Origin of the sequence: Streptomyces sp. MnatMP-M17, from assembly GCF_900091995.1 — a bacterium.
Taxonomy (GTDB): Bacteria; Actinomycetota; Actinomycetes; order Streptomycetales; family Streptomycetaceae; genus Streptomyces.
Genome location: NZ_FMDK01000097.1, coordinates 1 through 13,465 on the forward strand (window position 1 = coordinate 1; position 13,465 = coordinate 13,465).

11 protein-coding genes are annotated in these 13,465 nt (G+C 69.2%); 6 read left to right on the plus strand and 5 right to left on the minus strand.

Annotated features, from left to right (window positions below; genetic code table 11):
* Nucleotides 1–89 precede the first annotated feature (89 nt).
* Nucleotides 90–1,058, plus strand: coding sequence for a ketopantoate reductase family protein (locus GA0115259_RS05565; protein WP_093591709.1), 969 nt, complete (start codon nucleotides 90–92; stop codon nucleotides 1,056–1,058).
* A gap of 235 nt (nucleotides 1,059–1,293) precedes the next feature.
* Here the strand turns inward: GA0115259_RS05565 and GA0115259_RS05570 are convergent, their stop codons facing one another.
* Nucleotides 1,294–2,847 carry an FAD-dependent monooxygenase gene (locus GA0115259_RS05570; RefSeq protein WP_256097915.1) on the minus strand — a complete coding sequence of 518 codons (1,554 nt, stop codon included), beginning with the start codon at nucleotides 2,845–2,847 and terminating at the stop codon, nucleotides 1,294–1,296.
* An 89-nt stretch (nucleotides 2,848–2,936) separates the two neighbouring features.
* Here GA0115259_RS05570 and GA0115259_RS05575 point away from each other — a divergent pair, with 89 nt between their 5' ends.
* Entirely contained in the window at nucleotides 2,937–3,578 is a 642-nt protein-coding gene (locus tag GA0115259_RS05575) for a TetR/AcrR family transcriptional regulator (protein WP_093591738.1), read from the plus strand.
* A gap of 27 nt (nucleotides 3,579–3,605) precedes the next feature.
* On the opposite strand, the gene GA0115259_RS05580 is transcribed toward GA0115259_RS05575, so the two are convergent.
* From GA0115259_RS05580 to GA0115259_RS05595, 4 genes are all read right to left on the minus strand, one after another.
* Nucleotides 3,606–4,715, minus strand: a complete 1,110-nt coding sequence (locus tag GA0115259_RS05580; RefSeq protein ID WP_256097916.1) for a PP2C family protein-serine/threonine phosphatase — start codon at nucleotides 4,713–4,715, stop codon at nucleotides 3,606–3,608.
* A gap of 326 nt (nucleotides 4,716–5,041) precedes the next feature.
* Nucleotides 5,042–5,815: a copper homeostasis protein CutC gene (locus tag GA0115259_RS05585; protein WP_093591716.1), complete on the minus strand. Its 774-nt coding sequence runs from the start codon at nucleotides 5,813–5,815 to the stop codon at nucleotides 5,042–5,044.
* Nucleotides 5,812–7,335: a M81 family metallopeptidase gene (locus GA0115259_RS05590; RefSeq protein WP_093591719.1), complete on the minus strand. Its 1,524-nt coding sequence runs from the start codon at nucleotides 7,333–7,335 to the stop codon at nucleotides 5,812–5,814. The genes GA0115259_RS05585 and GA0115259_RS05590 overlap by 4 nt, the downstream gene beginning before the upstream one ends.
* A 52-nt stretch (nucleotides 7,336–7,387) precedes the next feature.
* On the minus strand, nucleotides 7,388–8,620 hold the full coding sequence (locus tag GA0115259_RS05595) for an ROK family transcriptional regulator (RefSeq protein WP_093591723.1): 1,233 nt from the start codon (nucleotides 8,618–8,620) through the stop codon (nucleotides 7,388–7,390).
* Nucleotides 8,621–8,927: 307 nt separating this feature from the next.
* Here GA0115259_RS05595 and GA0115259_RS05600 point away from each other — a divergent pair, with 307 nt between their 5' ends.
* The 4 genes from GA0115259_RS05600 to GA0115259_RS05615 form a co-directional block, all read left to right on the plus strand.
* Nucleotides 8,928–10,745: a peptide ABC transporter substrate-binding protein gene (locus tag GA0115259_RS05600; protein WP_093591726.1), complete on the plus strand. Its 1,818-nt coding sequence runs from the start codon at nucleotides 8,928–8,930 to the stop codon at nucleotides 10,743–10,745.
* A gap of 50 nt (nucleotides 10,746–10,795) precedes the next feature.
* The gene (locus GA0115259_RS05605) at nucleotides 10,796–11,755 is read left to right on the plus strand and encodes an ABC transporter permease (protein ID WP_093591729.1); all 960 of its coding nucleotides are present in this window, start codon (nucleotides 10,796–10,798) and stop codon (nucleotides 11,753–11,755) included.
* Nucleotides 11,752–12,651 (plus strand): ABC transporter permease, encoded by a 900-nt coding sequence (locus GA0115259_RS05610; protein ID WP_093591732.1) that lies wholly within the window; start codon nucleotides 11,752–11,754, stop codon nucleotides 12,649–12,651. The genes GA0115259_RS05605 and GA0115259_RS05610 overlap by 4 nt, the downstream gene beginning before the upstream one ends.
* The coding region (locus GA0115259_RS05615; protein ID WP_141716460.1) for an ATP-binding cassette domain-containing protein at nucleotides 12,648–13,465 on the plus strand (818 nt) is incomplete at its 3' end. The genes GA0115259_RS05610 and GA0115259_RS05615, both read left to right, overlap by 4 nt.

Consider the following 13,465-nt stretch of genomic DNA (forward strand, 5'->3'; position numbering starts at 1 on the left):
GGCCGCTGCCGCCGCACCGACGACCGCGGCAGCGGCCGGACCCGTTACGGTCAGGGCATGTTCGTGCCGTACCGCCGTGGGAGGTCCCGATGAGGCTTCTGGTCGTGGGTGCCGGGGCTACCGGAGGTTATTTCGGGGCCAGGCTGGTGCGGGCGGGCAGGGATGTCACGTTTCTGGTGCGTCCCGGCCGGGCGGCCGTTCTGCGGGAGCGGGGGCTGCGGATCGTGGGCTCCGGAGAGGATGACCGTATCGACGCGCGGTTGGTCACGGCGGCCGAACTCCGTGATTCCGGCGGTTCGTACGGCTCCTACGATGTGGTCCTGGTGTCGGTGAAGGCGACCGCGTTGGCTCAGGCGATGGAGGACATCGCGCCGGCGGTCGGACCGTCCACCGCGATCCTGCCGGTCCTGAACGGGATGGCGCATCTGGACCGGCTCAGCGACCGGTTCGGTACGGCGTCGGTGCTGGGCGGTGTGGCGCTGCTGGCGACGTCCGTGGACGCGCGAGGAGACATCGCCGTACTGGCTCCCGGGGCGAAGCTGACGCTCGGCGATCAGCGCGGCGGTGCCGTACGCACCGCCGACTCGCCTGCCGGGCGGGCCTTTGACCTACTGGACGGAGCGGGCTTCGAGGTCACGGTCTCGGAGAACATCCTCGCCGAGATGTGGCACAAATGGGTCTTCATCGCCACCGCAGGCGCGATCACCTGCCTCATGCGCGGCACGATCGGTGATGTCGCCTCCGTACCGGGCGGCACCGAGTACGCCAAGGCCGTACTCGCCGAGACGGCCGCCGTGTCCGCCGCCGCGGGATTCCCGCTCGCCGAGGAGCGGCGTGCCACCACCGAGGGCACTCTCACCCAGCCGGGTTCACCGTTCGCGCCGTCCTTCTACCGGGATGTGACGGCGGGCCGTTCGACCGAGGTCGAGCATGTCTTCGGCGATCTGACCCGACGGGCCGCCGAGCTCTCCGTCGCCACTCCGCTCATGGATCTCGCGACCATGAACCTGCGCGTGTACGAGCACCGATACGGGCTTGGCTTGCGTTCCGCAAGCTGATATCCAGCCTGGAAGTAGGTGGCCGGCCTCGAAAGCGGCACACCGGAGGAGCGATGTCGGCCGGAATGTGATCGCCCTCGGTACCGGCGGCCGATCTCGTATACCGCGAACTCGGCGTGCGGGGCTACTGGCTGATCAACTGGATCCGAACCGCTCCACGACCGGAGATCGAAGGAAAGATCCTGTTCCAGTTCCAGAACGGCGACCGTTAAGGGCTCGGCGACCGTTGGAGGGCTCAGTGGGCGCCGGACAGAGGCCCGGCGGATGTGGTCAGGTCGGAGGCGATGGTGGGGAGCAGAGTTGTGCGGCAGGCGGCGGAGTCGTCCGCGGCCCAGCAGAGGTAGCCGTCAGGACGGAAGAGCAGTGCGGCGGCGCCCAGATCGTCGGCGCAGGTGGCACGGACGAGGTCGACTCGCGCCGGCAGCCGGAGATCAGCCGGGATGATTCCGGCCAGGTCGAGCAGAACGGCGTGCCCGGAACGGAACAGCGCCGACAGCCGGACGGACCCGGCGTCGGTGACCAGGTCGGCGTCCGGCGTCCGCCGGCCGGTGAGCGGATGTACGTGGGACAGCTCGTAGCGCAGCGACAGACCGGACATCAGGCCCGCGAGATGACGGTTGGTGTCCGGCAGCCGCAGAAGATCGATGAAGATGTCACGCAGCGCGGCCACGTCCTCGTCCAGCTGCGGAGCCGCCAGCACACGCTGTGCCGACGTGTGGTGCAGCACCTCGGCTGCGACCGGGTGCCGTTCGGCGTGGTAGCTGTCCAGGAGGCCGCTCGGCGCGCGGTCCTGAACGGTCGCGGCCAGTTTCCAGCCGAGATTGATCGCATCCTGTATGCCGAGGTTCAGACCTTGGCCGCCCAGCGGCGGATGGATATGCGCGGCGTCCCCGGCGAACAGGACGCGGCCGACGCGATAGTGCTCCAGTTGCCGGGTGGCGTCGGTGAACCGCGAGGAGTTGTCCACCGCGCCGAGGATGGTCTCCTCGCCGTAGACGGCCCGTAGCGCGTCGGTGATCTCCTCGCGGGTGATCGGGGCGTCGCCGGTGGCGTCCGCCTGGTCCGCGCGCCCGAAGGTGAACCGGTACCGGTCGCCGCCGAGAGGCGCCAGCATGGCCCAGTAACCGCCCGCTTGACGCATCAGGGTGCTCATATGCCCTATCTGCTGCGGCACCAGGGACGATACGGCGGACAGCCGGATGTCGGCCAACACCGCCTGATGGGTCCCGGGCCTGCCGGGAAACGGCAGCCCGAGCAGTTTCCGCACCGTACTGTGGCCGCCGTCGCACGCCACCAGGTAGCGTGCCCGCACCCGCACCCGCACACCGTCCGCCGTCACGACCACACCGTCGTTGTCCGACTCGACTCCGGAAACGGCAGTGCCGCGCAGAACCCGCGCGCCGGCGGCGATCGCCCGCTCTTCGAGCACTTCCTCGATCTCCCACTGAGAGATCGCGATCGGGACTGGGTGCCTGGTCTGCCAGGGCGTGCAGTCCAGCGGCACCGGCAGCGCCGCGAAGTGCCCGCCGACCGGATCACGCGGCGTGGCCCGGCGCAGCAGCGGTTCCAGCAGCCCGCGCGATTCCAGCAGCTCAGCCGTACGGGGCTGAATCCCGCCGCCCTTCACCTGTTCGATGGGCCGGGGCAGCTTCTCCAGCACCAGGGTCTCGACTCCGGCCAGGGCCAGTTCGTACGCGAGCATCAGTCCGGCCGGGCCCGCGCCCACGATGACGACCTCGGTCCCGGTCTCCGCGAACACTTTCTCCGCCAACGCCTTCTCCGCCAACACGTTCACTCCATCCCCATCATCGTCTCGGTGCACATGTATACCAGGTGCAGAAATCCACCCGGGGCAGTTCTTTGCTACCGTTCGGTCTCGTGGACGGCAAGCCAGGGCTACGGGAACGTAAGAAGCAGCGGACTCACACGGCGATCTCCGAGGCGGCGATCGCGCTGTTCCTCGAACACGGCTTCAACCAGGTCTCGGTGGCCCAGGTGGCCGAGGCGGCCGAAGTGTCCAAGCGCACGCTCTTCGCCTACTTCCCGGCGAAAGAAGACCTCGTGGTGCACCGCCTCGCCGATCATGAGACCGAAGCCGCCCGGGTGGTACGGGCCCGCCCGGACCGCACTGCTCCGCTGACCGCACTGCGCGAGCACTTCCTCAACGGATTGCGCGAGCGTGATCCGATCACCGGGCTCAACGACAGGCCCGAGGTGCGCGCGTTTCACCGGATGATCCTTGACGCTCCCGCACTGGTGACCAGGATGGAACGGTTCAAGACCACCGCCGAACGCACACTCGCCGAGGCATTGCGTGACACGGCGGACATCCCGGAACCCACCGCGCGGCTGGCCGCCGTCCAGCTTGTCGCCGTGCGCTGGGCGCTGGCACAGGACAACGCCGAACGCCTGGCGTACGGGGAGTCCGCCGACGAGCGCTACGCGGGTGCGGTGAGCGATGCCGAGCACGCGTTCGCGCTGCTGGAACACGGACTGGGCCGACTGACCTCGCGGGAGTGAACCGGGATCACGGGGAGCGAACCGGGATCAGGGCCGGCCGGCGCCCTTGTGGAGATGGGCCGTGAGATGAGGGCCCTGGGTCTGCTGGGCGGGAATGCGTTCGATGACCAGGAGAACCGCGTCGTCGGCGGGATGCTTGCCGATATGGGTCAGCAGATCGCGGTGGATATGGCGCAGCAGCGCCTCCGGGCCGGACGCGGGAAAGGAGGCGACCCGTTCGGCCAGCGGATAGAAGACTCCGGCCGGTGAGCGGGCTTCGACGACTCCGTCGGTGTAGAGCAGGAGGGTGTCGCCGGTTTCCAGGGTGAACGGATCGACGCGATGGCTGAGGTCGGGTGGCTCGCACACACCCAGCGGCGGCGCCGGACTGGGCGAGTACAGCACCGTGACCTCCCGGCCGCGCACCAGAAGCGGCGGCGGATGACCGCAGTTGATCATCTCGGCCTCCGGGCCCTGGTCCGGTATGTCGAGCACGAGAGCGGTGGTGAAGTGCTCGCCGGGATCGTCCTGGGTGTCTGCGACCTCCTCCAGACTGCGACTGACGCTGCCTTCGAGAGCCGCCGCGAGTTCGAGCAGACTCGTGCAGCGATGGGCGCCCTCCCGGAACGCGCCCAGCACCACCGAGGCCTCGCCGATGGAGGCCAGACCTTTGCCGCGGACATCGCCGATCACCACGCGCGTACCGGTCTCACCGGCCCGGGCGACCGCGAACAGATCGCCTCCGATCTGGGTCTCGTCCTCGGCCGTCAGATACAGCCAGGCCACCCGCAGCGGCCCGATCCGGCGAGGCGGCGGCCTCAGCAGCACACGCTGCGCCGCGTCGGCCACCGAACGCACCCGGATCAGCTCCCGGCCACGCCGTTCCCGTACCAGACAGAAGAAGACCACCAGAGAGGAGAGCACGATCAGCGCCGTGATCTGTGCCAGATGATTGGTCGTGGTCAGCCCGCCGTGGAACATGGCGATGAACACCTGCGCCACCACCGTCAGCGCCCCGATCAGGGCGGTCAGCCGCGCTCCGGCGAAGGAAGCGGCGAGGGCGGGCGCGATCACCAGAAACGGGCCCAGATGGACATCTGTCGGGGAGTGGAGGTCCACCACGGTGATCACCACGATCAGCGCGAGCGGGATCGCCACCAGTCCGCGACCCGGCGATTGCTCCTGAAGGCGGTCGGCCCACCAGCGCCCGGCATACACAATGTCCCTTTTTATCACTTTCTTGATGACATGCGCTCCCCTTACGTCGCGAAAACTGAAAGGCGTTATCGGATTCCCCCGATACGCCTGTGACTGCGTAAACGCTGGTCGGGACGACATTCGAACCTGCGACCCCTTGACCCCCAGGAACTGGTGACAGCGCGAGTATCTGCCTGCCGTGTCGGCAGCGTGGGTCTGGGCACCGACGGCGGGGCGATGTTCCCATGCCCATCCGCTCAGGTGCCCAGAACGCGGTCCAAGACTGCCTACCCTGGACCAAGGCCCCGGCCCTCCCTCTCCACTGCCCGCCGTGCCTCGGCCACCACTTCGGGATCAGTGACGAAGTGGGTGTCCTGCTCGGCCGACGCGCCCCGAGTGCCGAGCGGTACCCAGCGGCCTCCCCGCGGGGTCAGCGCCCTGGTCTTGGCGGAGAGGTGGATGGCGGAGGCTCCGGCCGAGGTCAGGGCCGGGATGTCGGCGGGGCGAACCCCGCCGCCGGCCATCACCTGCACCCCGGGTGCGGCGGCGGCCATCGCGGCGATCGTCTCCCGCCCCTCGGCCGCGGTGGGGGCGCCGCCCGAGGTGAGGACCCGGGTAAGGCCGAGCGAGGGCAGCAGTGCGGCGGTGGCCACCGGATCGGCGGACTGGTCGATGGCGCGGTGCAGTGTGATGTCCACCGGGCGGCCCGAGGCGCGGGCCGCTTCGACGAGCCGGGCGACCGCCACGGTGTCCAGGGCGCCGTCGGCGGTCAGCGCGCCGATCACCACGCCACAGGCGCCGGAGGCGATGACGGACCGCACCTCGGCAGCCATCAGCGTGATTTCCTCCGCGGCATGGACGAAGTCGCCGGGTCGGCACCTGACGAGCACGTGCACCGGCAGCCCCTCCCGGGCAGCTGCCTCCACCAGGGCTGCCGACGGGGTCAGGCCGCCCAGCTCCAGGGCGGCACAGAGCTCGACCCGGTCGGCGCCGTTCTCCCGGGCGGCGCGGGCGCCGGCCGGTGAGGTGACGGCGATCTCCAGGGCGGGTCGTGCGGTCACTCGTCGTCCCCGCTGAGGGGCTGGTCGGAGGCGGGGATGAGGCGTGCCGACAGGTCCGGGTCGGTCATCTCGCGGTCGAAGGGGAACATCGGGCGGCGGATGCGGTGGTGGCCCAGGCGTATCAGATCCTGGTCCACACCGCCGGGGGTGAGCGCCATTTTCCAGCCGACCGACATGTCGAAGAGCTCGGGCTCCAGGTAGCCGATCTTCACGATCACGATGTCGGCGCCGCGCGGGTCGAGGTCCAGGTCGGTGAAGTCGTGCTCGTGGTGGTAGGGCTTGCGGAGCTTGGTGAGGATCACGTACACGCTGCCGACACGGATGACGACCTCGGTCTCGGCGTCGCGGTCGTCGTGCCGGACGGCGTGCACCACACCGGTCAGGGTGACCGGGCCCGCGTGCCGGTCGTCCACCTCGGCACCGGCGGTGACCGTGACGGTGGCGCCGGCACCGGCGGCGACGGCAGTCTCGACGGCGGCCGGTCCTGGCACCGAGGCATAGATGACGGTCGGGCCGTCGTCCTTCCGGAACTCCGGGCGGGCCAGCAGCCGGGTCAGGCCCCAGGTCACGTCACCGGCGCCGCCGGCGGTCGGATTGTCCCCGGTGTCGCTGATGAAGTACGGGCGCAGGTCACCGGCCAGGGCCTCGTCCAGAATGCCGTCGAAGGTGCCGGTGGGGGCGACGAAGTCGAAGTCGTCGCGGGCCTTCCAGAAGCCCTGGGCCAGGCGTTCGGCACCGGCCGACACGGCGGCCCGGTCGGTGCCGGTTACCACCACCACGGCGCGGTTGCGCGGTTCGTCGGCCCAGGCGTAGCCGACCCATATCGCGGCGTCGATCACGCCGTCCACGGCCTCGGTCTCGGCCACGGCCGCGTAGACGCTCCTGGCCGGCTCGATCCGGGTGGAGGTCTGCTCGCCGGCCAGCAGCACCGGCACCGGCACCCAGGCCTTGACCGGGCGGGGCGCGCCGGAGACCAGCAGGTCCACCAGGTTGCGGACGGCCCGCTCCTTGGTCTCCATGTGGTCCTCGTGCGGGGCCATCCGGTAGCAGGTGATCAGGTCGCTGCCGTGGACGAGTTCGCGGGAGACGTTGCCGTGCAGGTCCATCGAGGTGGAGATGATCACCTCGGGGCCCACGGCGGCGCGGATACGTTCCAGGAGCACCGCCTCGGCGTCGTCGATGCCCTCCACGGTCATGGCGCCGTGGATGTCGTACCAGAGGCCGTCCGGCTGGGGCAGCGCGGCGAGCCGCTCGATCAGCTCGTCGGTCAGCTCGGCCCAGGCGTCGGCGGTGACGGTGCCGCCCGGCAGCGACTTGCCGACCAGGGCGCCGTGCCAGTCGGCTGCCTCGCGCAGTTCCTCGCCGGGGGCCAGGAAGGGGTAGCGGTCCAGCACGTCGGCGCCGCGCGAGGGGTGGAAGGCGGGGGCCCGGGTGCGAGCGGGAGAGAAGGTGGACGACTCGATGCCGAGTCCGGCGATGGCGATGACCGGGCGGGCCGCGGCGGTGCGGGATTGCGGCATGGCTCCTCGTAGCTCGTAGGGAGTGGGGCTTCAGGCGTCGGGCGTCAGGGCGTCAGGCGTGACGGGGCGCGGAGGCGCGGAACCGGTCGGTGGCCGGTTCGGCGCCGCCAACCCCGCGCAGGGCATGGGCCATGGCGCGTTGCAGGGCGAACTGTCCGGCGCCGACCAGTCCCGCGTCGGCGCCCAGGCTGGCCCGCTCGATGGTGAGGTGTTCGGTGACCAGCGGGTGGCAGCTCTCGTAGAGCTGGCTGCGCACAGCAGCGACGAACGACTCCAAGGTGGAGAGGATGCCGCCGAGGTAGACGGCGTCCGGGTTGAAGAAGTTGACGTTGGCCGCGAGCACTTGGCCGAGGTAATCGCCGGCCCTGCGAACCGCGCGTGTGGCCTCCGGGTCGGCGTCGACGGCCAGCCGCACCACGTCCTCCGGGCGGCTGACGTCGACCCCGCGCTCGCGCAGGATGCGGACCAGGGCGGCGCCGGACGCCACGGTTTCCAGGCAGCCGGTGTTGCCGCAGGAGCAGGGGATGTCGCCGCCGCCGCCGATCCGGATGTGGGTGATGTCACCGGCCGCGCCGGTGGCGCCCCGGTAGAGATGTCCGTCGACCATGACGCCGGCGCCGATCGCGGAACCGATCTTCACCATGATCGTCTTCCGGTACTCGGCGGGCCGTACGGTGTGCTCGCCGACCGCCATGCAGTTGGCGTCGTTGTCCACGGCGGCCGGGACGCCGAAGCGTTCCTCCAGCCAGGCGGTGACGGGGAACCGGTTCCAGCCCGGCATCCGGGACGGCATGACAGCGGAGCCCGACACGATGTCCACCGGTCCGGGCAGCGAGAGCCCGACCCCGCGCAGTTGGTCCCGTCCGCGCTGCTCGGCCAGCGCCTCCAGGGTCTCGGCGAGCCGCGGCAGGGCCGCCTCGGGACCGTCGGCGATCAGGAAGGGGACGGTCGAGACATCGGTCAGGCCGCCGCCGGGCAGCACGACACCGATCCTGGCGTGCCGGCCGCCGAGGTCGGCGGCGACGGCGAACTCGTCGTTGCTTCCCAGTCTCAGCGCTTTGCGAGGGCGCCCGCCGGTGGAGGACTGGGTGCCCTCCTCGGCGATCAGCCCGCGCTCCACCAGTTGGGCCACGCTGAGGGAGATGGTGGAGGCGGAGACGCCGAGCAGTCCGGCGAGTTCGGCGCGCGACGAGGCCTGGCCCGATGCGACGAGACCCAGGACCCGCGCGGCGAGAGCTGAGGTGCCTTTCGCGGCCTTGCCGTCCCAAGCACTTATTCCAGTCATGTAAGAAGTAACTTCCGCAACGGTGTGTATGGCGACGACAGTATGCCCGCGCTTCATGCAAGGGAAGAGCCGGGTAAAGAAAGTGAACCGTCCACGAAATCCCTCAAACCAATCCAAATGCACCCACAAAAGAGGGCCGATCGAGGCGAGAAGACTTTCTTCGAACTCGCAGTAACTTACTTGTTACTCATTCTTGCTTTGTTTCTCAGGTGTGTCCGGCGTTAGCTGTCGTGAACGCAGTGCCGGTCCTGCGGCACCCGCCCCGGTCTCTGGGACACATGCGGGCCCTTTCACTCTGAGGAGAATCATGTTCCCTGGTCACACGGCGAACAGCCGCCGCTGGGCCCTCGTCGCGGGCGCCGCTGCCACCGCGTGCGCTCTGCTGACCGGCTGTTCCGGCGGCGGTACCTCGTCGTCCGGCTCCGGCTCGTCGGACACCATCAACTACGCGCTGCCGGCGAACTTCACGCCGAATTGGATACTCCCGGTCGGCACTGCCGCGCACCTGAACACCAACAACTCCTCCATATCCCAGTCCCTTTGGGAGCCGCTGATCGCCTATGACGGCTCCACCGGCACGGTCGGCTGGAACAAAAAGAACTCGCTGGCCACCGCCGCCGAATTCGCCGAGGACAGCAAGAGCGTCACCATCACGCTCGGCGACCGGCACTGGAGCGACGGCAAGCAAATCACTTCCCGGGACATGGAGTTCTGGTTCAACCTCGTCAAGGCCAACAAGGCCGAATGGGCCAGCTACAGCCCGGGCAAGGCGCCGGACAACTGGACCTCGCTGAAGGTCGTCGACCCGACGCACTTCACGATCACCTTCGACCAGGCGTACAACCAGCAGTGGATGCTCGCCAACCAGCTCAGCATGATCCGCGTGATGCCTCAGCACGTCTGGGACAAGACCAGCGACTCGGGCACCGTGTCGGACCTCGACCGCACCCCCGCGGGCGCCAAGAAGGTCTGGACGTACCTGAACGACTCCGCCAAGAAGATTTCCGGCTACGCGACCGACCCGCTCTGGAAGACGGTCAGCGGCCCGTACACCATCAAGTCGTTCTCCACGGCCGGCAAGGTCGTGCTGACCGCCAACGCCAAGTACGACGGCGGCGGCAAGGCCAACATCAAGAACGTGAACCTGCTGCCGTTCACCACCACGGACGCCGAGGAGAACGCGCTCCGGGCGGGCACGGTCGACTACGGCTACATCAACGCCACCAACCTCAGCCAGAAGTCGTCGTTCGCCGCCAAGGGCTACACGGTGAAGCCGTGGTCCGGCTGGGCCATCACGTACATGCCCTACAACTTCAACAACCCCACCATGGGCCCGGTCTTCAAGCAGCTCTACGCCCGCCAGGCGATCCAGATGTCGGTGGATCAGGCCACGCTCTCCAAGGTCGTCTTCAACGGCACCGCGGTCCCGACCTACGGTCCGATCCCGCAGGGCCAGAGCTCGTCCTTCGTCTCGCCGGAGCAGAAGAACAACCCGTACCCCTTCTCCACCGCCAAGGCGAAGCAGCTTCTGAGCGACCACGGCTGGACCGAGCAGGACGGCACCATGGTGTGCACCGCGCCGGGTACCGGCGGCAACCAGTGCGGCGCCGGCGTGGACAAGGGCACGAAGTTCCAGATGCAGGTGCTCTCACAGTCCGGTTCGACCGTGACCGACAACATGATGAGTGCCCTGCAGTCGTCGTTCGCCAAGAGCGGCATCGGCTTCACCATCAAGACCGCCCCGGTCAACTCGGTCCTCGCGCAGTCCGGCCAGTGCAAGCCCGACGACGCGGGCTGCAAGTGGCAGTTGTCGTTCTTCGGCACCGCCGGCAGCTGGTACTTCCCCGCCTACCCGAGCGGTGACGCACTCTTCGCCACCGGCGGCGGCTCCAACTTCGGCAACTACTCCAACCCCGCGGTGGACAAGCTGATCACCGAGACCACCACTTCCTCCTCCGACGAGGCGGCGCGGAAGTACAGCGCGGCCCTGGCCAAGGACCTCCCGGTCATCTGGCTGCCGGAGCCGGACTACCAGATCTCCGTGGTCAAGAACGGCCTGGGCGGCTTCGCCCAGGACTCGCTCGCCAACTTCCACCCGGCCATGTGGAAGTGGACCACCAAGTGAGCCCGGCCTGTGACCACGCGCAGCACTGAGCCGAAGCGACCGGAAAGCACATGACCACTTCCACGTACCTGTTTCGACGGGCCCTCCAGGCCGTCGCGGTGATCGTCATCGTGACGATCGTGGTCTTCTGTCTGCTGCACGCCCTGCCCGGGGGTCCCGCTCGCGGGATCCTCGGCCCGCAGGCCACAGCGCAGCAGATCGCGTCCTTCAACCACGAGCAAGGCCTCGACAAGCCACTGCCCGTGCAGTACCTCTACTATCTCGACCGACTGCTGCACGGCGATCTGGGAACCTCGTACACCCTCAATGAGCCGGTCTCCCAGCTCATCACCGAGCGGCTGCCCAAGACCCTGGTGCTCACCGCCCTGTCGGCGGTCGTCGGCCTCCTGTTGGCTGTCCCGCTGGGCATGTGGCAGGCCGTCCGGCGCAACAGGCCGGTCGACTACGTCATCACCACGCTGAGCTTCATCGCCTACTCCACACCCGTGTACTTCCTCGGGCTGATCCTGGTGCTGGTGTTCAGCCAGGTGCTGCCGTGGTTCCCGTCACAGGCCCCGCAGGGGGACACGCTCGCCCAGGTGTTCGCCGATCCGCAGGCGCTGGTGCTGCCGGTCGTGGCCGGTGCCGCCTCGATGATCGCGGTGTTCAGCCGCTACATGCGGGCGGCCACCCTGGAGAACCTGTCCGAGGACTACGTCAGGACGGCGCGGGCCGGCGGCTCCCGCTCCCGCGCCATCCTGTGGCGGCACGTGTTCCGCAACTCGCTGACGCCGGTGATCGCCATGCTCGGCTATTACGTGCCGGTGCTGTTCGGCGGCGCCCTGGTGGTCGAACAGCTCTTCAACTACCCCGGCATGGGCCTGCTCTTCTGGACCGCCGCGCAGTCCTCCGACTACCCGGTGCTGCTGGGCTGTGTGCTGGTCATCGCGATCGCCACCGTGGTCGGCACGCTGCTCGCCGACATCGTCCAGCGGCTCATCGACCCCCGAGTGAAGGCAGGCCGGGCATGAGCGCCCTCATCCAGCCGGACCAGATGCCCGGCAAGGCCACCGCCGCCACCGCGGCGTCCGGCTCCCGGCTCGCCGTCCGGCGCTTCCTGCGCAACCGGCTCGCCGTGGTCGGGCTCGGCGTCGTGGTCTTCTTCTTCCTGTTCTGCTTCGTCGGTCCGCTGGTGTACTCCACCGACCAGACCCACACGATGCTCGAACAGGTCAACCTCGCCCCCAGCGGCTCGCACTGGCTCGGCACCGACGCGGTCGGCCACGACGAGCTGGGCCGGCTGATGTACGGCGGCAAGGTGTCGCTGATCGTCGGCCTCGCCGCGGGCATCCTGGCCACCGTGATCGGCACCCTGTGGGGCGCCGCCGCCGGCTACGCGGGCGGCTGGATCGACGCGGTCATGATGCGGATCGTGGACGCGGGAATCGCCATCCCGGCGCTCTTCATCCTTCTGGTGGTCTCCGCCATCACCACCCCGGGCCCGACCGGACTGATTGTCATCCTGGGCGTTGTCTCCTGGCTGATGCCGTCCCGGCTGATCAGGGCCGAGACGCTCACCCTGAAGAACCGCGACTACGTCCTGACCCTGCGGGCCATCGGCGGAACGCACGCCCGGGCGATCACCCGGCACATCCTGCCGAACTCGGTCTCGACCATCATCGTCGCGGCCACCTTCCAGATCGCCGACGCCATCCTGCTCGTCGCGTACGTCTCCTACCTGGGCCTGGGCGTCCAGCCACCGGCCACCGACTGGGGCGGCATGCTCTCGGCCGGTCTCACCGCCGCCTACTCCGGCTACTGGTGGCTCATCCTGCCGCCAGGCCTGGCCATCATCCTGGTGGTGTGGGCGTTCAACGCGATCGGGGACGGACTCCGCGACGCATTCGACGTGAGGGGACGCGGATGACCGCCGCCCAGGGCTCCGCCGCCCCGCAGGCCGGGCCCATTCTCGAACTCGACGACCTCGGGGTCGTCTTCACCACCGAGACCGGCGACGTGCCGGCCGTCCGGGGTGTCTCCCTGCACGTCCGCCCCGGCGAGACGCTCGCCCTGGTCGGCGAGTCGGGTTCCGGCAAGTCCACGATCGCGCTGGCCGCGATGGGCCTGCTGGACGGCAACGCCCGTGCCACCGGCAGTGCCACCATCGCCGGCCATCAGATGGTCGGTGCCCGTGAGGCCGACCTGGCGGCGCTGCGCGGCCGGACCGTCACCATGGTGTTCCAGGAGCCGGCCACCGCGCTGGACCCGCTGACCCGGATCGGCAAGCAGATCGCCGAGGTGATCCGCAACCACCGTGAGGTGTCCGGCAAGGACGCCGCCGCCGAGGCCGTCGGACTCCTCCGCAAGGTCGGCATCCCCGAGCCGGAGAAGCGCGCCGGCGCCTACCCTTTCCAGCTCTCCGGCGGACAGCGCCAGCGCGTGGTCATCGCCATGGCCATCGCGAATGACCCCACCCTGCTGATCGCGGACGAGCCGACCACCGCGCTGGACGTCACGGTGCAGGCCGAGATCCTCGACCTGCTGCGCCACCTCGCCGTCGAGACCGGCACCGGCGTCCTGCTGGTCACCCACAACATGGGCGTGGTCGCGGACTTCGCCGACCGGGTCGCCGTGATGTACGACGGCGAGATCGTGGAGACCGGTCCCGTCGAGGACGTGCTGCTCCGCCCGTCCCACGACTACACCAAGCGGCTGCTGGCCGCGGGGCCCCGGCTTTCGGT